The following is an 18,585-nucleotide window of genomic DNA, read 5'->3' as shown; positions in this document are numbered from 1 at the left end:
ATGACCGACGGACCCTGGCTCGTCGTCGGGCTCGGCAACCCGGGCCCGCAGTACGCGGGCAACCGGCACAACGTCGGCCAGATGGTGCTCGACGAGCTGGCCCGCCGCACCGGCGCGTCGTTCGGCGGCGGCAGGTCCGGTGGGCTGCTGCACCGCCGCCCGCAGGCCGCGGTGGCCGAGGCGCGTCTCGGGGTGCTGCCCGGTGGTGCGCCGGGTCCGCGGGTGGTCCTGGCCAAGCCGTCGACCTACATGAACGTCTCCGGTGGTCCGGTCGCGGCGCTGGCGAAGTACTACGACGTGCCGCTCGACCGGATCGTCCTGGTGCACGACGAGCTCGATATCCCGTTCGCCGACGTGCGTCTCAAGCGCGGCGGCGGCGAGGGCGGTCACAACGGCCTGCGCGACACGTCGAAGGCGCTGGGCACGAAGGACTACCTGCGGGTGCGTGTCGGCATCGGCCGCCCGCCGGGTCGGATGGACGCGGCGGACTTCGTGCTCAAGGACTTCGCGAAGCCCGAGGCGAAGGACCTGCCGTGGCTCCTCGACCGCGCGGCCGACGCCGTCGAGGCAGTCCTGGTCGACGGTCTCGAGGCGGCCCAGCTCCGCTTCCACACCAAGGCCTGAGGTCCCCTCGGCGAACGACGGAGCGCCCGCCCGGGGTTCCCCGGACGGGCGCTCGGACGGCTGCGGTCAGGAGCCGCGGTGGACGGTCACGGCCGAGCCGTCCGTGTACGTGTTGCCGGCGAGGCTGAGCACCGCCGCGGTCGTGCTCGGTGCGATGATCGCGCAGTCGTCGACCCGCGTGTCACGGCCGAACACGTTGTTCTTGAACACGAGGCCGGTCGCCGGCCCGCGGCCCTGCTCGGCGATGTTGACGCTGCAGCCGCCGCCGTCGATCCAGTTGCCGGACACGTTCACGTCCGAGATGGGCCCCAGGCCGGGCGAGTACATGAGCGCGGCGTTGTAGGCGCCGGAGATCGTGTTCCCGACCACGTCGATGTTGTTGCCCTTCTGGATCTGGATGCCGTCGTCGTGCGTGCCGTTGGTCTGGTCTGGCGCGACGTCGTAGTGCAGGTTGTCGTGCAGCCAGGACGACTCGATCCGGAAGTTGTCCCCGATGACCCGCACGGTGTCGACGACGTCATGGATGTCGGTGTTGCGCACGGTGATGTTGAAACCGCGCACGCCGTCGATCCAGTACGACGGTGCGGCGGCGAACACCTCGGAGTTCTCGATGGTCAGCGAGCCGCTCGCCGCGTCCTGGACCACCAGGCTGCGCCCCTGGGAGACGGCGTAGCCGCGCACCACCGAGTTGCGGATCGTCACGTTGGCCGCGGACACCTGCACGAACCCGCGGATGTCGAGCGAGTCGATCACGGTGCCCGGCGTGGTGATCCGCAGGTCGCCGTCGTGCACGGTGAGCTGCGTGCCGTCGGGCACGCCGGTGTTCGACGCGCCGGGCTTGCCGCTGCTCGGCGCCTGGCTCGGCGCCTGCGTCGGCGGCACGGTGGCCGGAGGCTGCGTGGTGGTGGTCGGCTTCGGTGTGGCGGAGGCCGTGGCCGTGGCCGTGGGCTTCACGGTCGGCGTCGGCGTCGGCGTCGGTGTCGGCGTGGCGGACGCCGTCGGCTTCACGGTCGGCGTCGGCGTGGCGGTCCCGGTGCCGGTGCTCGACGGCGCGACGACCCAGCCGAGGACCTCGGGGAGGACCCGCGTGCTGGCCCCGCTGTTGACGAGCGTCACGGCACGGTTGCTGCTGCCTCCGAGCGCGACGACGGCGTCGCCGTACGCGACGGGGCCCGGGGACGCGGTGAGCAGCGACGTGGCTCGGCAGCCGTCCGATGGGGCGGTACCGGGGCACACCGAGACGACGGTCGGACGCCAGGCGCCCGAGGCGCGGACGCGCAGGTGCACGGCGGTGGCGCCGGCGGGCGGCGTCAGCATCAGCGTGGTGGCGCTGTTCGGGCCGAGCACGGTCGGCGAGACCGTCGCGGCGGTCGAGGGGTCCTGCAGCCGGCCGCCGGACGGGTTGGTCGACGCACGGACGTAGAACCCGTCGACGTCGACGCTCAGCGTGACGGTGCCGCCGAGGTTGAAGAGCTGGACCTGGTTGCCTGCAGCCCCCCCGAGCGGGACGACCACGGAGGCCTGCCGGGCACGTCGGGGGTGCGGGTTGATCGCCGTGGTGCCCGAGCAGCTCGCCGAGGCACCGGCGGCGCAGGCGGCGACGTTCGTCGAGGTCGCGCCCGCGGCGGTGGTCAGGCGCAGGGCGACCGCGGTCGCGCCGGCGGGGACGGACGGGATCGTGACGACCGTCGTGCCGCGGTCGGTGAGGGTCGTGCCGGTCGCCACCCGCCGGGGATCCTGCGGCGTGTACAGCGAGCTGTCGGCCGACGAGGTCTTCGCGGTGTCCACCGTGTAGCCCCGCAGGTCCGCGTAGACCTTCACGGACGCGGTGGTGGTGATGGAGACGCGCGGGTCGGCGGCCGTGACCGGGACGGACACGGTCAGCGTGCCGAGCTCGTCGGTCGAGGTCTTGAGGGGGGTGCCGGTGCAGGTCCGAGCGGTCCCCGGGCACACGGACACGGTGGCGGCGCTGGCGCCTGCCGACGCGGTCACCTGCAGGGAGGCCGCGATGGTCCCCGTGGGGACGCCCGCGAGGGTGACGGTGGTCGAGCCGCCCCTGTCGAGCGACGTGCCCTTGAGCACCCGCTCCAGGGTCGACGGGACGGAACGCGGTGACCGGTGCAGAGCTGGCGTTCGTCGCGACGAGGCCGGTGAGGACGACGGCGAGGCCGCTGGTGAGCGCGACGAGTGCGGACAGGTGACGGCGGCGGCGCACGGAGTGTCGTCCTCGCATGGGGCCTCCAGAGAGAGAAGGGAGCACGTGGGACATATCGGCACCGGGCGGCGCGGGACATGAGCCGGTACGTGCCGCCACCATAGGAGATTTCACCCGAACGGCGGAGCGCCGGGTGGCGCGGACCCCCTGAGGCCCATCGATGACCCGCTCTGACCTGCACAGGCGCAAATTGAACGTTTGTCCCGGATGCTGAGACGATCGGGTCAGCGGCCCAGGCGCGCGGCGACGGACCGGCGCCCACGGCGAGCCAGCGTGAGGGCCCGCGGCGGGAGATCGCGGACCTGCTGGCGGCGGCGTTGCCGGTCGTGGTCGCGGTGCAGCGCCACGAGGAGGTCGACCCCGGCCGCACGATCCGGCACGAGCCCTCGCTCCGCCCAGAACCCTGCCAGGACCTCGCGCGCCTCGCCATCCAGAAGGGGGATCGCGTCCCGGTGCACGCCGAAGATCGGCGAGCCCGCCGCCGACGCGACGACCGCGCGGACACCGTCCGGTGTGGCCGACCGTGGCCACACCACCGGGTTCACCGCGTCGGTGAGCTCGTACAGACCGTCCAGGGTGCCGTCCCGGCGCACGAGCCATCCGGCGTAGAGGAAGAACTCGGTCAGCTCCTGCGACACGAACTCCCGGGCGAACGGGCGCCCCGCACGTTGCTCCACGTCGGCGATCATCGCCCGGACGACGGCCGCGTCGAGCGTGAACGGGGTCACGGTCGCGGCGAACCGGTCGACGTGGTCGGCCGGGTCGAGGCCCAGGTAGGCGAGGACGCGCTCGAGGGAGCCTCGCAGCGGGTGCTCGCGGTACCCGTAGCCCCGCACGCGGATTCGGCCGTCCGGCGCCTCGAAGAACGACGGGGCCGGCGGCGCGACCACGTGGTTCTTCGCGTCGAGGGTGACGTACCGGGGCGTCTCGACGAGCCTGGCGACGGCCAGCTTGAGCACCTGCTGGCTGCGCCAGCCCGAGACGGTCGGGAGCTCGCACACGTCGGCCGGCCGCAGGATCCGCACCCGCGACGCCCACGGGCCGTACTCGTCGAGCAGCGCCTGCGGCGAGCGCAGGCCGCGTCGGGTGTTGTCGAGGACCACGACCTCGTGGGCCAGCTCGGAGGGCACGTGCACGGCGAACGAGCGCGCCTGCAGGTGCAGGAGCGCGAGCTCCGCCTCGAACACGGGGGTCACGAAGGTCAGTGGCTCCACGGGTGCCCTCTCGCCGGGTCTCGGTCCGGGCGGAGCATATCGGGCGTGCCGGGACGACGACGGGCCCGCCCTCGCACGAGGCGAGGACGGGCCCGGGGTGAGGTGCCGGTCAGCCCCTCTTGACGACGACCGGGTTGCCGTCGGTGTGGAGGTTGTTCACGTACGTGGTCTTCGCGGTCGTGGTGGCGGGCGAGATCACGGCGCAGTTCTTGCGGCTGTCCATCGCGAACGTGTTGTTCGTGAACGACAGGCCGGCGATGGCGCCCTTGCCGGACTCGGCGATGTTGATGGTGCAGGTGCCGCCGCCGAAGAAGTTCTTGTCGACGGTGACGTTCGAGACGATGCCGGACCCCTGCGTGAACATCATGGCCGCGTTGTACGCGCCCTCGATGCGGTTGCCGACGAAGGTCATGTTGGTGCCCTTGACGACCTGGATGTTGTCGTCGTGCGTGCCGTCGGTGTGCGACGGGTCGTCGGCGTAGTGCAGCGTGTCGTGCAGCCAGGACGACTCGAGGGTCACGTTGTCGCCGTACACGTGCATCGTGTCGATGACGTCGTGGATGTTGAGGCGCTTCGCGGTGATGTTGCTGCCGCGCAGGCCGTCCACGTACCAGCTCGGCGTCGCGTTGAAGAGCTCGGAGTCCACGATGGTCAGGGAGCCGGACTCCGCCGTGACGAGGCCCTGGGCCCGTGTCGTCGGGACGCCTCGGACCACCGAGTTCTTGATCGTGACGTCCTTCGCCTTGACCTTGACGAACCCGCGGATGTCCAGGCTGTCGATGACGGTGCCGGGCGTGGTGATGACGAGGTCGCCGTTGTGGACGGTCAGCTTGGTGCCGACCGGCACGCCGGTGTTCGTCGCGTCGGGCATCACGGTGCCGGGCTCGGGGACCTGACGGTCCAGCACGCGCGGTGCGGCGCTGGGGCCGGCCCAGAGGTCGGAGTAGCGGGCGACGGTCTGGCCGGCGAGCGCCGGGGTGTACGTCGTGAAGGCGACGCCGCCGTCCCGCTGCAGGGCTGCCGTCGTGTCGGTGGTGGACAGCGTCCAGTCGGCGGGCTCGGCGGTGCCGACGGCCCAGACCTTGGCACGCAGCGCGGTCGTGCCCGTGCCGGTCACCTGGAAGCGGACCTGCAGGTCCTTGCCGGGGGTGAGGGACAGGGGCGCGGTGGACGTGGCGACGGTCTTGGCCGCGGTGCCGTCGACCCGCAGGATCGAGGCCACGGTCGTCCCGTCCGCCGCGACGCGGAGCTTCACGCGGTACCCGGAGGTGGTGTCGATCGCGCGGCCCACGACGTACAGGTCGGACGTGCCGCCGGCCGGCTTCGACGCCAGCCCGACGCGTGCCTGCACCTCGGTGTCCGTGGTGGGGGCGGTGGCGAGCAGCGACGTGTAGTTGCCGCCGGTGCTCGGCATGGTCATGGTGCCGTAGCCGCCCCCGACGGTGAACGCGGCAGCGCTGCCGGCGTGCGTCCACGTCCCGGCCTGGGCGTCGGCGCCCCAGCCGCCGGTCGACGTGCGCCCGAACGCGTCGAGCAGGTAGGGCTGGAGGCTCGCGTCGACGCCGGGGGACATCGCTGTCGCGGCCTCGGGGGAGCCCCACGCCGATGCGGGGGTGGTGCCGACGGCGATGAAGCCGACGACGAGGGCGCCCGAGCCTGCTGCGACGAGCATGCGGCGGGCGGGGGTGCGGTGGCCGTGGTGACGGCGCGCTGAAGACACGGATGTTCCTCCTGTTGGGGGTTTCTCTGTGCGGACCGCCCCCTGGCCCCTGCGGGACCGGCGTGTCGGTGGCGTCGTGTGCCTCCGAACCGCACGTCCCAACTATGCATCGGTGTATACACGCATACATAGGCACAAGGTCCCGCACAGGTGACCATCCGCCCATGTGAGGAAGCACCCGGGTGAAATCGGGCAAGTAGGGACGGAAGGGGACGAACCGCGGGCTAGCCTCCGCATATCCGTGCAGTTCATGTCGGCGTCGCTTGGGGGACACATGACGCTCACCGCAGACCGAGGAGGTCTCGAGCCGACCGCCGAGCGCGACCGTCGGGCGCGCTCCCGCGAGCCCCGCAGGTCCTGGGCGTCGCCGCAGCCGTTCCTCGCGCGGGCGACGCCGTACAACGGGCCGGCTCAGCGGGCGCACCGGTGGTCCGCGCGCTCGCGCCGCTACCGCGCGCTCATCGCGGTCACGGACGCGCTGGCCGCCGGCCTCGTCGCCCTCGCGCTCCTCCTCCCGCGCCTGGGCGTGGGACCGGCCGCGTTCCGCTGGTCGCTGGTCGCCGCTGTGATGTTCCCGCTGTGCGTCGCCCTCGCGCGCGGCTACGAGACCAAGCGGCTCGGCGTCGGTGTCGAGGAGTTCCAGTCGGTCGTGGCCGGCGGCACGGCCGTGGCCGGACTCGTCGTGGTCCTCGCGTTCAGCTTCAACGCCGACCCGCCCCGCGTCACCGTCTTCCTGGGCGTCCCCCTCGCCACCGCGCTGGCCTCCGGGCTCCGCTACATCGTGCGCAAGCGCCTCCACCACCGCCGCGAGCACGGGCTCGACATGCAGCGCACGCTCGTCACGGGCTCGGTCGCGAGCGCGTCCCGCGCGGCGTACGAGCTGTCCGCCGCGGCCTACGAGGGCTACGACGTGGTGGGCCTGTGCCTGCCCTCCGCCGACGACGAGGCGCCGCTCGCCGACGTGCCCGTCCTCGGCGGGATTGCGGACACCGCGCAGGTGGTCGCCGACTTCGCCGTGGACGTCGTCATCGTCACGGGCAGCGTCCTCAGCGGTGACGGCCTCCGCCGGCTCGGCTGGGCGCTGGACCGCGCCGGCGCCGAGATGGTCGTGATGCCCGACCTCGTCGAGGTGGCCAGCCCCCGCCTGACCCTGCGACCGACCGGCTCGCTGCCGCTGCTCGAGGTCGAGATCGCGCCGCCGCGCACCCGCATGCTCGCCAAGGTCGCCATGGACTACGCGATCGCGCCGCTCGTCGCCCTCGTGTTCCTCCCGTTCGTCGCCGTCCTCGCGCTCGCGGTCCGCCTGACGACCCCCGGTCCCGCCTTCTACCGGAACACCCGCGTCGGCGTCGACGGCCGTACGTTCACCATGTGGAAGCTGCGCACGATGTACGTGGACGCCGACCAGCGGCGTGCCGCGCTCGCTGCGGACAGCGACGGCAACGGCGTCCTGTTCAAGATGCGCGACGACCCCCGGGTCACGCCTCTCGGCCGGGTGCTCCGCAGGTACTCTCTGGACGAGCTGCCGCAGCTGTGGAACGTGCTGCACGGCGACATGTCCCTGGTCGGCCCCCGACCGCCCCTCACCAGCGAGGTCGACGTGTACGAGGACCGCGTCCACCGGCGCCTGCGCGTGAAGCCCGGCCTCACCGGTCTCTGGCAGGTCAGCGGCCGCTCCGACCTGGACTGGACGGAGTCCGTCCGGCTCGACCTGCGGTACGCCGACAACTGGTCCGTCGGGATGGACCTCATGATCCTGTGGAAGACCGCCCGCGCGATCGTCCGACCGAGCGGCGCGTACTGACCCGTGACCGTCGAGGCGCCGTCGACACCCGCACCCGTGCCCGTGCCTGACCCGCCGGGTCCGTCGGGCACGTCGTCCTCGCTGCGGTCACGCGCCGCCCGCGGGGCAGTGCGTCCGGAGATCCAGGCGCTCCGCGCGGCCGCCGTGCTCCTCGTGCTGGCCTACCACGTCGCCCCGCGGGGACTGCCCGGTGGGTACGTGGGCGTCGACGTGTTCTTCGTGATCTCCGGCTTCCTCATCACCGCGCACATCGTCAAGCCGCTGCGGCGCGGCACCTTCACCGTCGGTGGCTTCTACGCCCGGCGGGCCGTCCGGCTGCTGCCCGCCTCGATGCTCGTCCTGGCCTTCACGCTCCTGACCACCTGGGTCTTCGTGCCCCGCAGCCTCTGGCCGCAGTTCGGCCGGCAGATCGCGGCGAGCGCGCTGTACGTCGAGAACTGGCTGCTCGCCGGCAACGCGACCAACTACTCCGCACCCGCCGCCGACGTCAGCCCCGTCCAGCACTTCTGGTCCCTGTCCGCGGAGGAGCAGTTCTACCTCGCGTGGCCCGCGCTGCTCGTCGTCGGCAGCCTGATCGCGGCCCGCACCCCCCGGTGGCGGCGCGCGTACCTCGCGGTGCTGGCGCCGCTGGCCCTGGCGTCGCTGGCGTGGTCGGTCCTCGCCACCGCGAGCGAGTCGGCCTCCGCCTACTTCGTCACCACCACACGGGCCTGGGAGTTCGCCGCCGGCGGCATCCTCTGGCTCGTCGCCCACCGAGCCGCCGCGCTGCCCGACGCGGCGAAGGCCGGCGCGAGCTGGGCAGGCGTCGCGCTGATCGGCGTGGCCGCCTTCGCGTTCTCGTCCCGCACCCCGTTCCCCGGCTGGGCCGCCGCCGTGCCCGTGCTCGGCGCCCTCCTCGTCATCGCCGCCGGCCTGCCACGGGCGCGCTGGTCACCGTCGGCGCTGATGCGCTGGGGCCCGGTGCAGGCGGTCGGGGACATGTCGTACTCCTTGTACCTGTGGCACTGGCCGCTCATCGTGCTGCTGCCGTACGTCGTCGGGCGGCAGCTCGGCCTCCCGGGGCGGGTCGTCGCCGTCCTCGTCGCGGTCCCGCTCGCCTACCTCACGCGGCGCTTCGTCGAGGTCACCGTGCTCGACCGCTACCGGCCGTCGGGCGGGTCGGCCTGGGCCCGTCGGTCCACCGTCGGGATCGCCGTGGTCGCGGGCATGGCGCTCCTCGCGGTGCCGGCGGTGGCGATGAGCGCGAGCGTCCGGCACCAGCAGACGGCCGCGTGGACAGCGCTGCGGGCCGTGGTCGCGGACCCCCCGGCATGCTTCGGCGCCGCCGCCGTCGACGGCACCGCGTGCGACACGGCCGCGACGGGCACGGTGTACCCGGCGCCGGTGATCGGCGACGACGACGACTTCGGCCGCGTCCACGCGGGCTGCCAGGTGAGCGGTGACACGGTCACCGCGACGCCGTGCACGTTCGGCGACCCGGACGGCACCGTCCAGGTGGCCCTCGTCGGCGACTCGCACGCGGCCCAGTGGCAGCCGGCCCTCGCCGCCGTGGCCGAGCAGCGCGGATGGCGGCTCACCACGTACCTGCGGTCGGGGTGCCCGGTGACGGCGACGCCGCCCGAGGACCGGAGCGCCGCGTGCCGTGCCTGGGAGCAGGACGTCATCGACACCGTCCAGGCTGCCGACTTCGACTACGTCTTCACCTCGGCGCTCTCCGCGACGCGCTACGGAGCGGGGGACGGCGCCGACGGTCTGGCCACCGCCTGGGGCCGCATGGCGCAGTCCGGCGCCCGGGTCGTGGCGCTCCGGGACAACCCGGACCCGACCGCCGCGGGCGTCGAGAGCACCCCGGCGTGCGTGGAGGACAGGTCCGCCGCGTCGTGCGCCACGCCGCAGGACGTGAGCCTCCTGACGGATCCGCAGGTCGCCGCCGTCGAGCAGACCCCCGGTGCCGCGCTCGTCGACCTCACCCGGTACTTCTGCCAGGCGGGCACCTGCCCGGCGGTCATCGGCGACGTCCTCGTCTACCACCAGGACCAGCACGTGACGATGACCTACATGCGGACCCTGGCGCCGATGTTGTCGGCCGCGATCGACGAGGCCGTCGGACGCTGACCACTGCACCGGGCTCGGCGACGCTGCGTCGGGCTCAGCGACACTGCGTCGGGCTCAGCGACACTGCGGTCGGATTCCGACACTGTGCGGTCGGGGTCCGACACTGGGGTCTGGCTCCCAACGCTGCGCTCAGGCTCCGACGCTGCGGTCCGCCAGCCGACCCGACCGGGGGACCACCGAGGAACGGCCGGTCAGGTCACCGCGTCGACCGGTGCGGGGCGGCGACCGGAGCGGGCGAGGACGACGACGTCGGCGACCTCGCGCACGTCGCGCCGGATCGCCGGGATCACGAGCCACACGACGCCGAAGGCCGCGAGGGAGGCGGCCACGGCGGCGGACAGCGACGCCCACGAGCCGCTGACGAGAGTCGACGCCTCCCAGCCGATCGCCGCGCACGCGCCGAACACGACGATCGTGCGCAGGGCGCCGCGCAGCAGCACGCCGAGCTGCACCGGCGTGTGCCGGGACAGCCACCACAGGGATAGCGGCCACTCGAGCAGGAAGCCGACCGCATACCCGGCGGCGACGCCGACGACGCCCCACGTGCTGCCGACGACCACGCACGTGATCCGGACGACGGCGGACAGGAGCGTGTAGCGCAGCAGCACGCCCGTCAGCCCGGTCGCGAGGTACACCCAGTAGCCGACGTAGGCGAGCGTCTGGAACATCCCCGCCGCGGCGAGCAGGCGGATCAGCGGGATGACACCGGTCCACTGCGGGCCCAGGAGGATGTCGGTGAGCGGCTCGGCCGCCGCGACGACGAGGCTCAGCCCGGCGACCAGCGTGTACGCGAGGGCCAGCTGGCCGCGCCGCACGAACTCGGCGAACCGGGCGGGCTCACCGCGCAGCCGGCTCAGCACGGGCAGCGCCACCGTCGTGCTCGGTGACCGGAGCTGGGTGAGCGGCTGCATGAGCAGCGAGAACGCCCGGTTGTAGAGGCCCAGGCTGACGGACCCGAACCGCACGCCGATGGTGAGCGAGTCCACGTTGTTGCTGGCGTAGCCGACGAGCTGCGTGCCCAGCAGGTGCCAGCCGAACGTCAGCAGGCCGCGCATCGGCACGTGCCGCCGGGGCAGGCCCGGGAGCCAACGGCCCGCGACGACGACGCCGACCAGGAGGATGACGCTCACGGTGAGCTGTTGCACGACGAGGGCCCGGTAGCCGACACCGTTCAGGGCCAGCACGACGGCGATCGCGAGCGCGACAGCGGGGCCCGCGATGTCGATCGACGCCAGCCGGGCGAACCGCATGTGCCGCGTCAGGCCGGCGCGGTACTGCGTGGCGAGACCGTTGAGCAGGAACGTGAAGGACAGCACGCGCGCGATGCCGACGAGGTCCGGCTCGTCGTACAGGTTTGCCAGCAGCGGCGCTGCGAGGAACACGGCGAGGGTGAGGCAGGCGCCGATCGCCGTGTTGAGCCAGAAGAGGTTGTCGCGCTGGTGCCGGCTCAGCGTCGCCGCCTGGATGGCCGCCGAGGACAGACCGAAGTCGCGGAACAGGTCGCCGACGCCGACCACCGTCAGGACCATTGCGAGGAGCCCGTAGTCGTGCGGCGAGAGCAGGTGCGCCAGGACGACGACGCCGCCGATCTGGATGGTCATGCGCACGGCCTGCCCACCGACCGTCACCATCGCGCCACGTGCGGTCGTGCGACCGAGGCCGGCGATGGGTGCGACGGTGTCGGGGGACTCCGGGACAGGTTCGGTCATGACGCGCTCACCCGTCGATCGGGTGTGCGGGCACGACGGCACGGACACCGGTCTCCGGTGCCTGGCGGTCGGTCCACAGGGCGAGTGCGCGCACCGAGTCCCCTCTCCTGGTGCAGGCCGGGGCGGCCCACCCTCGACCGGACGAATCTACCCAAACACCGTGGGCTCCCCGGTTCGGCATCCGGGTGAACTTGGCCGGTCAGCCTGTGACCTCGTCGATCACGCGCAGCAGCCGCTCGGAGTACTTCTCGGTCGAGAAGCGGTCGTGGGCGTCGACCTCGCCGGCGCGGGCGAGCGTGTCCCGGGCGGCGTCGTCGCGCAGCAGGCCCGCGACCGCCGCAGCGAGCGCGACGGGGTCGTCGGGGGCCACGAGCAGCCCGGTGCGGCCGTCGAGCACGACCTCGGCGAGTCCCTGCGTCCGGGACGCCACGACGGGTCGCCGCGCAAGCATGGCCTCGACGGCGGTGTTGCCGAACGGCTCGACCCGGGACGGCACGAGGACCACGTCGCTGGCCGCGAGCAGGTCCCAGGTCGGGTGGACGTACCCGAGCAGCTCGACCCGTCCGGCGAGGTCGGGCCGCGAGGCGCGCTCCGTGAGCTGCTCCACGAACCACTCGTAGCCCGCGAACGCGGTGCCCGCCACGGACAGCTGCACGTCGAGACCCTGGGCCGCGAGCAGGGCCACGGCCTCGAGGGCGACGTCCGTGCCCTTGCGCGGGGACAACCGCCCGACGGCCGCGAGGCGCCACGGGGCACCGGTGGCGTGCCCGGCGTCCGCGGGCGGAGAGGGCGGTGCGGGCACGCCGTTGTGGACCACCTCGGTGCGCGCGGCGAGCGGCGGCAGGGCGGCGACGAGGATCGCGGCGGCTGCGGCGCTGTTCGCGACCACGCGGCGGGCGAGGAGCATCGGTGCGGCGAGGGCTGCGGCCACGAGCCGGCCGCCGTCCTCGGCCTCGTGCACGTGGGCGAGCACGGGGACCCGGGCGAGCCGCCCGGCGAGCAGCCACACGGGGATCGTGACGGTGTTGACGTACAGGAGGTCCGGCCGCACGCGGCGCAGCCAGCGGGTCGCCCGCACGGTCGCGGTCGCGGACCGCCACAGCAGGCCCGGCAGCCGCAGCGGGTGCAGCAGCCGCTTGCGCAGCACGGGGAACGACGCGACGAGCACCTGGGCACCGCGGTCGCGGGCCAGCGGCAGCAGCGGGCCGTCCGCGGGGAGCACGAGCTCCACGGTGCCGCCGCGCCCCACGATCGCGCTGATCGACTCCAGGAGCTGGCGGTCCGAGCCGTACAGGTCCGGCGACGGGTGCGCGACGACGACGTGCGTCATGCCGTCACCGGGTGGTCGTTCCGCTGGTCGTCCCGGTGGTCGGCGCGCGCGAACCACAGGCCCTCGGTGGTCCCGCGCAGCGCCGCCCAGAGGGGGCCGGGTGAGCGCAGCAGCTGCCGCCTCCCGCCCCGCAGGACCACCAGCCGGGCGTAGCCGAGGGAGCCCCGCGCCCACGCCCGCACCGCGGGACGGTCGAGGTTGCGGGCCGCGAAGACCAGCCGGCCCCGGCAGTTGTGCCGGTAGTAGAGGTCGGACTTGCGACGGCTGCCCGCGGGCTCCTGCGTGCCACCGACGTCGTGCACCGCCGTGAGGCCGTGCTCGACGACGAGGTGACCCCCGGCCGCACGCACCCGCGCGGACAGGTCGATGTCCTCCCAGTACATGAAGAACGCGTCGCTGAACCCGCCGACCCGGTGCCACAGGTCCTCGTGCAGTGCGAGGCACGCGCCGGTCAGCCACACGGGCGACGGGCCCACGAGGTCCGGGCGCGTGCGGGTGCGTCCGGTGGCGACGTCGAGGTCGCCGCCGGCGAACCACACCGTGCCGTCGGGGCGCAGGATCCGCGGGCCGACGAGGGCGCCACGGTCCTGGCGGGCCGCGTCGAGGAGGCCCCGCGCGACGTCGGGTGCGAGCTCGAGGTCGGGGTTGACGAGGAGGAACACGTCGCACCCGAGCACTTGGGCGCGGGCCACGCCGCGGTTGACGCCCGCACCGAAGCCGTCGTTGGGGGCCGTCACGAGGTCCCAGCCGTGCGCGTCCGTCACGGCCCGGACGGCGTCCCGCTCCTCGTCCGTGGAGCGGTTGTCGACCACCACGACCCGGGCGTCGAGCCCGTCCGAGGTGGCCGCCAGGTTCTGCTCCAGCAAGGCGTGCGACCGGTGGTTGACGACGACGAGCGCGTCCACCGTCCACCTCCACCTCGCCGGGCGCGCCGCCGTCCCCCGCGCATCGGCGCAGGTCGCAGGCGCCCCCGTTGTCGTCCCTGGTCGGGAACTGTATCCGTGGATCGCCCCACCGGGGAGCGGCGGGGCGGGTGATGATCGGTACGATCCGGACGTCCCGAGCCCAGGAGGGTGCCGTGCCCGACCCCGTCGCCGGAACACGCCCGCGCGTGCTGCAGTCGTTCGCGGAGCCCGGCCCGACCACCAACCCGCACCTCGTGCTCCTGCTGCGTGCGCTGCGCCGCAGCACCGTCGTCGAGACCTTCTCGTGGCGTCGGGCCCTGCTGTCCCGGTACGACGTGCTGCACGTGCACTGGCCCGAGGTCGTCGTGACGAAGACCACGCCGATGCGCACCCTCGCCGCGGCCGGGCTCCTCGCGGCCACCCTCGTGCGGTGCCGCCTGCGCCGCACGGCGGTGGTCCGGTCGGCGCACAACGTCGCGCCGCACGAGCAGCTGCCCCGGGTCACGCGTGCCGTGCTCCGGCTGTGCGACCGGTCGACGACCTGGTGGATCCGGTTGAACCCGACCACGCCGCTGCCACCGGGTGCCCGGGCGACGACGATCCCGCTCGGGGACTACGGCGACTGGTACGCGGCCCACCCGGAGCCGTCACCCGTGCCCGGGCGGCTCGTGCACGTCGGCATCGTCCGGCCGTACAAGGGGGTCCTCGACCTGGTCGCCGCCTTCCGCGAGGTCGACGACGAGTCGGTGTCGCTGCGCATCGCCGGCCGGCCGGGCTCGCCTGCGACGGCCACCGAGGTCGCCGGTGCGGCGGCCGGGGACGCCCGCGTGTCCGTGGCGCTGCGGCACCTCGACGACGCCGAGCTGGTGGCCGAGGTGGGTGCCGGCCAGCTCGTGGTGCTGCCCTACCGCAACATGCACAACTCGGGGGCGCTGCTCCTCGCGCTGACGCTGGGCCGGCCCGTGCTCGTCCCCGCGAACGCCGTGACGGACGCGCTCGCCGACGAGGTCGGTCCGTGGTGGGTGCAGCGGTACGCCGGAGCCCTCACCGGGACGGTCCTGACGTCCGCGCTGACCGCCGTCGCGGGGCCGCCCCCGGCGCCGCCCGACCTGTCCGGCAGGGACTGGGCGGTGCTCGCCGAGCGGCATCTCGAGGTCTACGCGGACGCCGTCCGGGCGGCGCGCGGCGGCTGACCGGCGCGGTCCTGGCGCACCCCTGAGCGGCACGGTCGGGCCCCGCGCAGCCCGGTGCCGCGCGGGTCTGGACGAGCGTCCTAGCAGGTCCGAGGGGGTGAACCTCGGGCGAAAAAGGTCCGATCCGGTACCCTTCGTCCGATTTCTTGGGCACACTCGACGCGTCCACACAGCACGTTCGGGTCCGAGGAGACACGCCTTGTCGCACGCGGTACCCCTGCACGTCGCCCTCGTCGGCACCCGCGGGGTGCCCGCCCGGTACGGCGGCTTCGAGACCGCCGCCGAGGAGGTCGGGCGCCGGCTGGTGGACCGCGGGCTGCGCGTCACCGTGTACTGCCGGACCGGGCGGGCCGAACCCCGTCCGGACGCGTTCCTCGGCATGGACCTCGTGCACCTGCCCGCCCTGCGGCGCCGCTCGCTGGAGACGCTGTCGCACACCGCGCTCTCGGTCGGCCACCTCGTCCGCCACCGCGTCGACGCGGCGATCATGTTCAACGCCGCGAACTCGCCGTGGCTGCCCGGTCTGCGTGCCGCCCGCATCCCCGTCGCCACCCACGTCGACGGCCTCGAGTGGAAGCGCGCCAAGTGGGGGCCGTCGGGGCAGCGGTACTACCGGACGGCCGAGGCGCTCGCGGTGCGGTGGTCGGACGCGCTCGTCGCCGACGCCGTCGGCATCCAGGACTACTACCGGGCCGAGTTCGACGTGCCCACGGAGCTCATCAGCTACGGCGCCCCGCGGCTCGTCGACCTGCCGTCCACCCGGCTCGCCGAGCTCGGCCTCGAGCCGCACGGCTACCACCTGGTGGTCGCGCGCTTCGAGCCGGAGAACCACGTCGACGTGCTGGTCGAGGGCTACGTCGCGAGCGGGGCACGGCTCCCGCTCGTGGTCGTCGGCTCCGCGCCCTACGCCGACGAGCACACGGCGCGGATCCACGCGCTCGCCGACGACCGGGTCCGGCTGCTCGGCGGGGTCTGGGACGGCGAGCTGCTCGACACGCTCTACGCGCACGCCCGGACCTACCTGCACGGCCACTCCGTGGGCGGCACCAACCCGTCGCTGCTGCGGGCCATCGGCGCCGGCACCGCGACCGTGGCGTACGACGTCGGGTTCAACCGCGAGGTGCTCCGTGACGACGGCCGGTACTTCGGCAGCGCGGCGGACGTGACGGCGCAGGTCGAGGCGGCCGAGGCGGACCCCGAGGACTGCCTGCGTCGAGGGCGGGCGCTCGCCGGCCGCGCGCTCGACTACGACTGGGAGGTCGTCGCCGACCGGTACGAGGACCTGGCCCGCCGGCTGGCGTCCGGAGACCTGCGCCGCACCCGCGGCGCAGGCCGTCGCAGCGGTCTGGGTACCGCCGCCGTCAGCAGCCGGGTCCCGGCGGAGGTCGCATGAACCCCACCTATCGTCAGGCGCTCACGGAGCTGCGCGGCGCGCAGAAGGCGGTGGCCCGGTCGGCACCGGCGTACTCGCGGTTCGTCAACCGTCGCTGGGGCAGGTACCTCGCGGCGGGTGCGGCATCGCTGGGCCTGACGCCCGACGCGGTCACGGGCATCTCCGCGCTGTGCACCGCCGCGGGCATCGCCGTGCTGGCTCTCGTGCCGATCTCGGTCGTGTCCGGAGTCGTGGTCGCCGTCCTGCTGGCCCTGGGGTACGCGTTCGACTCCGCGGACGGCCAGGTCGCGCGTCTGCAGGGACGGAGCTCCACCGCGGGAGAGTGGCTGGACCACGTGGTCGACGCCGCCAAGTCCGTGCTGCTGCCGCTCGGGCTCGCCGTGGCGCTGTTCCGGTCCGAGGAGGTCGACGACCGGTGGGTGGTCCTGCCGCTCGTCTCCACGGTCGTCACGAGCGTCCTGTTCTTCGCGATGATCCTCACCGAGCAGCTCCGGCGCGTGCACGGCGTGCGGTCCAAGGCCGACACCGACCCGGGCTCGCGGTCGTGGGTGCGCGCTCTGCTCGTCGTCCCGATGGACTACGGCGTCCTGTGCTGGTCGTTCGTGCTGCTCGGCTTCCTGCCCGTGTTCCTCGGCGTGTACACCGTCATCACCGTCGGCACCGGCCTGTTCCTCCTGCTCGCAGCCGTCAAGTGGTACCGCGAGCTGGCTGCCCTCGACGCGGTCCGGGCCGGCGCAGCGGCGGCCGCCCCCGGCCGACCCGCCGTGCCGCCGGCCGCGGCGTCGTCGGCCGAGCAGGTCCCGGCATGACGCGCGCCGGCAACGCACCGGCGGCCGCCCACGCCGGGGCCCGCACCTTGCAGGTGGTCGTCGCCATGCTCACGTACCGCCGGCCGGACGACCTCGCGGTCGCCGTCCCGGCCCTGCTCGCACAGGCGGGCACCGTGCCCGACGAGGTCCGGCTGCTCGTGGTCGACAACGACCCGGACGGTTCCGCCCGCGGCCTCGTCGAGGCGAGCGGCGCCCACTACGTGCACGAGCCGCGCCCCGGCATCGCAGCCGCACGCAACGCGGCGATGAGCGCGGCGGCCGACGCCGACGTCCTCGTGTTCATCGACGACGACGAACGGCCCGTGGACCGGTGGCTGGCACTTCTGCTGGACACGTACCGCGACACGGGGGCGCCCTGCGTGGTCGGACCCGTGGTCTCCGAGTTCGCCGCACCACCGGACGCCTGGGTGCGCGCCGGTCGGTTCTTCGACCGCCGACGGATGCCCACCGGCACGCCGGTGACCGTCGCGGCGACGAACAACCTGCTCCTCGACGTGGCCATGCTGCGTGAGACCGGCGTGCGCTTCGACGAGGCGTTCGGTCTCAGCGGCGGCTCCGACACCCTGTTCAGCCGCACGCTGGTGGCCCGTGGCGTCCGCATGGTCTGGTGCGACGAGGCCGTCGTGGTCGACGTGGTGCCCGCCGACCGGTCCACCCGCTCGTGGGTGCTGCACCGCGCGCGCCGCAGCGGCAACTCCGCGAGCAGGTGCGCCGTCGCGCTGGCCAGCTCGCCGGTCGGCCGCTCCCGTGCTCGGGTGCGCGCCGTGCTGGAGGGGTCGGTCCGGATCGCCGCCGGGGCTGCCCGGACGGCCGTGGGCGCCGTCCTGCGCTCACCGGAGCACGACGCCCGGGGACGCCGCACGGTCGCGCGCGGCACCGGCATGGTGTCGGGCGCCGTCGGCCATGTCGTGTACGACTACGCACGAGCCTGAGGGGGCTGCAGTGAGTTCACCCGGAAGACGCCTGGCGGTCATGTCGTATTTGTCTGTAACGTCCCCAGCAATCGACTACGTCGGTGGGCCCTCGATGGCGCGGGTGTTCGTCACCATCTCGCAGAGGAAGGCTCGCGCATGATCACCGGCTACGCGCCCGGCGCCTACGACCTTTTCCACGTCGGTCACCTGAACCTCCTGCGGCACGCCGCCGCACGGTGCGACCGCCTGATCGCCGGAGTCGTCGACGACGACACGCTCGAGATCACGAAGGGCATCCGTCCCGTGGTCCCCATCGCCGAGCGGATCGAGATCGTCCGCTCCCTGCGGCTCGTGCACGACGCGGTCGTCGAGGACGTCCCCAGCAAGCTCGAGATGTGGGAGCGGCTGCAGTTCGACGTCATCTTCAAGGGCGACGACTGGCGCGGCACCGACAAGGGCCGCCGGCTCGAGGCGATGTTCGCGGAGGTGGGCGTCGAGGTCGTCTACTTCCCCTACACGATGCACACGTCGAGCACCGCGCTGCGGCGGGCGCTGTCCCGCCTCGACGGTGCGGTCTACGCGACCGCTGGTCAGTAGGCCGCTGCCGCTGACGCACGAA

14 protein-coding genes are annotated in these 18,585 nt (G+C 73.6%); 8 read left to right on the top strand and 6 right to left on the bottom strand.

The annotated features are described in order from the left end of the window. On the top strand, positions 1-624 hold the full coding sequence (gene pth / locus ACVW07_RS07255) for an aminoacyl-tRNA hydrolase (RefSeq protein WP_456818580.1): 624 nt from the start codon (positions 1-3) through the stop codon (positions 622-624). Between the two features lie 66 nt (positions 625-690). Here the strand turns inward: pth and ACVW07_RS07250 are convergent, their stop codons facing one another. The 3 genes from ACVW07_RS07250 to ACVW07_RS07240 all read right to left on the bottom strand — a co-directional run bounded on the left by ACVW07_RS07250 (position 691) and on the right by ACVW07_RS07240 (position 5,773). Beyond that, positions 691-2,706 carry a right-handed parallel beta-helix repeat-containing protein gene (locus ACVW07_RS07250; protein ID WP_456818579.1) on the bottom strand — a complete coding sequence of 672 codons (2,016 nt, stop codon included), beginning with the start codon at positions 2,704-2,706 and terminating at the stop codon, positions 691-693. A gap of 357 nt (positions 2,707-3,063) precedes the next feature. Beyond that, a complete protein-coding gene (locus tag ACVW07_RS07245) occupies positions 3,064-4,053 on the bottom strand; it encodes a DUF6492 family protein (protein WP_456818578.1) in 990 nt (329 codons plus the stop codon). A gap of 109 nt (positions 4,054-4,162) precedes the next feature. Beyond that, the gene (locus tag ACVW07_RS07240) at positions 4,163-5,773 is read right to left on the bottom strand and encodes a right-handed parallel beta-helix repeat-containing protein (RefSeq protein ID WP_456818577.1); all 1,611 of its coding nucleotides are present in this window, start codon (positions 5,771-5,773) and stop codon (positions 4,163-4,165) included. A gap of 274 nt (positions 5,774-6,047) precedes the next feature. On the opposite strand from ACVW07_RS07240, the gene ACVW07_RS07235 reads away from it, so the two are divergent. Together ACVW07_RS07235 and ACVW07_RS07230 are read left to right on the top strand one after the other, a co-directional pair. Further along, on the top strand, positions 6,048-7,577 hold the full coding sequence (locus ACVW07_RS07235; protein ID WP_456818576.1) for a sugar transferase: 1,530 nt from the start codon (positions 6,048-6,050) through the stop codon (positions 7,575-7,577). A gap of 36 nt (positions 7,578-7,613) precedes the next feature. After that, positions 7,614-9,692 (top strand): acyltransferase family protein, encoded by a 2,079-nt coding sequence (locus ACVW07_RS07230; RefSeq protein ID WP_456818575.1) that lies wholly within the window; start codon positions 7,614-7,616, stop codon positions 9,690-9,692. Between the two features lie 191 nt (positions 9,693-9,883). On the opposite strand, the gene ACVW07_RS07225 is transcribed toward ACVW07_RS07230, so the two are convergent. From ACVW07_RS07225 to ACVW07_RS07215, 3 genes are all read right to left on the bottom strand, one after another. Continuing rightward, complete coding sequence (locus tag ACVW07_RS07225; RefSeq protein WP_456818574.1) at positions 9,884-11,401, bottom strand: lipopolysaccharide biosynthesis protein; 1,518 nt, start codon at positions 11,399-11,401, stop codon at positions 9,884-9,886. Between the two features lie 199 nt (positions 11,402-11,600). Continuing rightward, the gene (locus ACVW07_RS07220) at positions 11,601-12,731 is read right to left on the bottom strand and encodes a glycosyltransferase family 4 protein (RefSeq protein WP_456818573.1); all 1,131 of its coding nucleotides are present in this window, start codon (positions 12,729-12,731) and stop codon (positions 11,601-11,603) included. Beyond that, complete coding sequence (locus tag ACVW07_RS07215; protein WP_456818572.1) at positions 12,728-13,636, bottom strand: glycosyltransferase; 909 nt, start codon at positions 13,634-13,636, stop codon at positions 12,728-12,730. The genes ACVW07_RS07220 and ACVW07_RS07215 overlap by 4 nt, the downstream gene beginning before the upstream one ends. 173 nt (positions 13,637-13,809) lie before the next feature. Between ACVW07_RS07215 and ACVW07_RS07210 the strand changes: the two genes are divergently transcribed. The 5 genes from ACVW07_RS07210 to ACVW07_RS07190 all read left to right on the top strand — a co-directional run bounded on the left by ACVW07_RS07210 (position 13,810) and on the right by ACVW07_RS07190 (position 18,563). Beyond that, positions 13,810-14,829 (top strand): glycosyltransferase, encoded by a 1,020-nt coding sequence (locus tag ACVW07_RS07210; RefSeq protein ID WP_456818571.1) that lies wholly within the window; start codon positions 13,810-13,812, stop codon positions 14,827-14,829. A 199-nt stretch (positions 14,830-15,028) separates the two neighbouring features. Continuing rightward, positions 15,029-16,222, top strand: a complete 1,194-nt coding sequence (locus ACVW07_RS07205) for a DUF1972 domain-containing protein (protein WP_456818570.1) — start codon at positions 15,029-15,031, stop codon at positions 16,220-16,222. After that, the gene (locus ACVW07_RS07200; RefSeq protein ID WP_456818569.1) at positions 16,219-17,031 is read left to right on the top strand and encodes a CDP-alcohol phosphatidyltransferase family protein; all 813 of its coding nucleotides are present in this window, start codon (positions 16,219-16,221) and stop codon (positions 17,029-17,031) included. Before ACVW07_RS07205 ends, ACVW07_RS07200 begins: the two co-directional genes overlap by 4 nt. Continuing rightward, positions 17,028-17,984: a glycosyltransferase family 2 protein gene (locus ACVW07_RS07195; protein ID WP_456818568.1), complete on the top strand. Its 957-nt coding sequence runs from the start codon at positions 17,028-17,030 to the stop codon at positions 17,982-17,984. Before ACVW07_RS07200 ends, ACVW07_RS07195 begins: the two co-directional genes overlap by 4 nt. A gap of 138 nt (positions 17,985-18,122) precedes the next feature. Then, positions 18,123-18,563 carry an adenylyltransferase/cytidyltransferase family protein gene (locus ACVW07_RS07190; RefSeq protein ID WP_456818567.1) on the top strand — a complete coding sequence of 147 codons (441 nt, stop codon included), beginning with the start codon at positions 18,123-18,125 and terminating at the stop codon, positions 18,561-18,563. Positions 18,564-18,585 lie beyond the last annotated feature (22 nt).

It is taken from the genome of Cellulomonas sp. URHB0016, from assembly GCF_054057935.1.
This window is presented reverse-complemented; position numbering and strand designations above follow the sequence as displayed.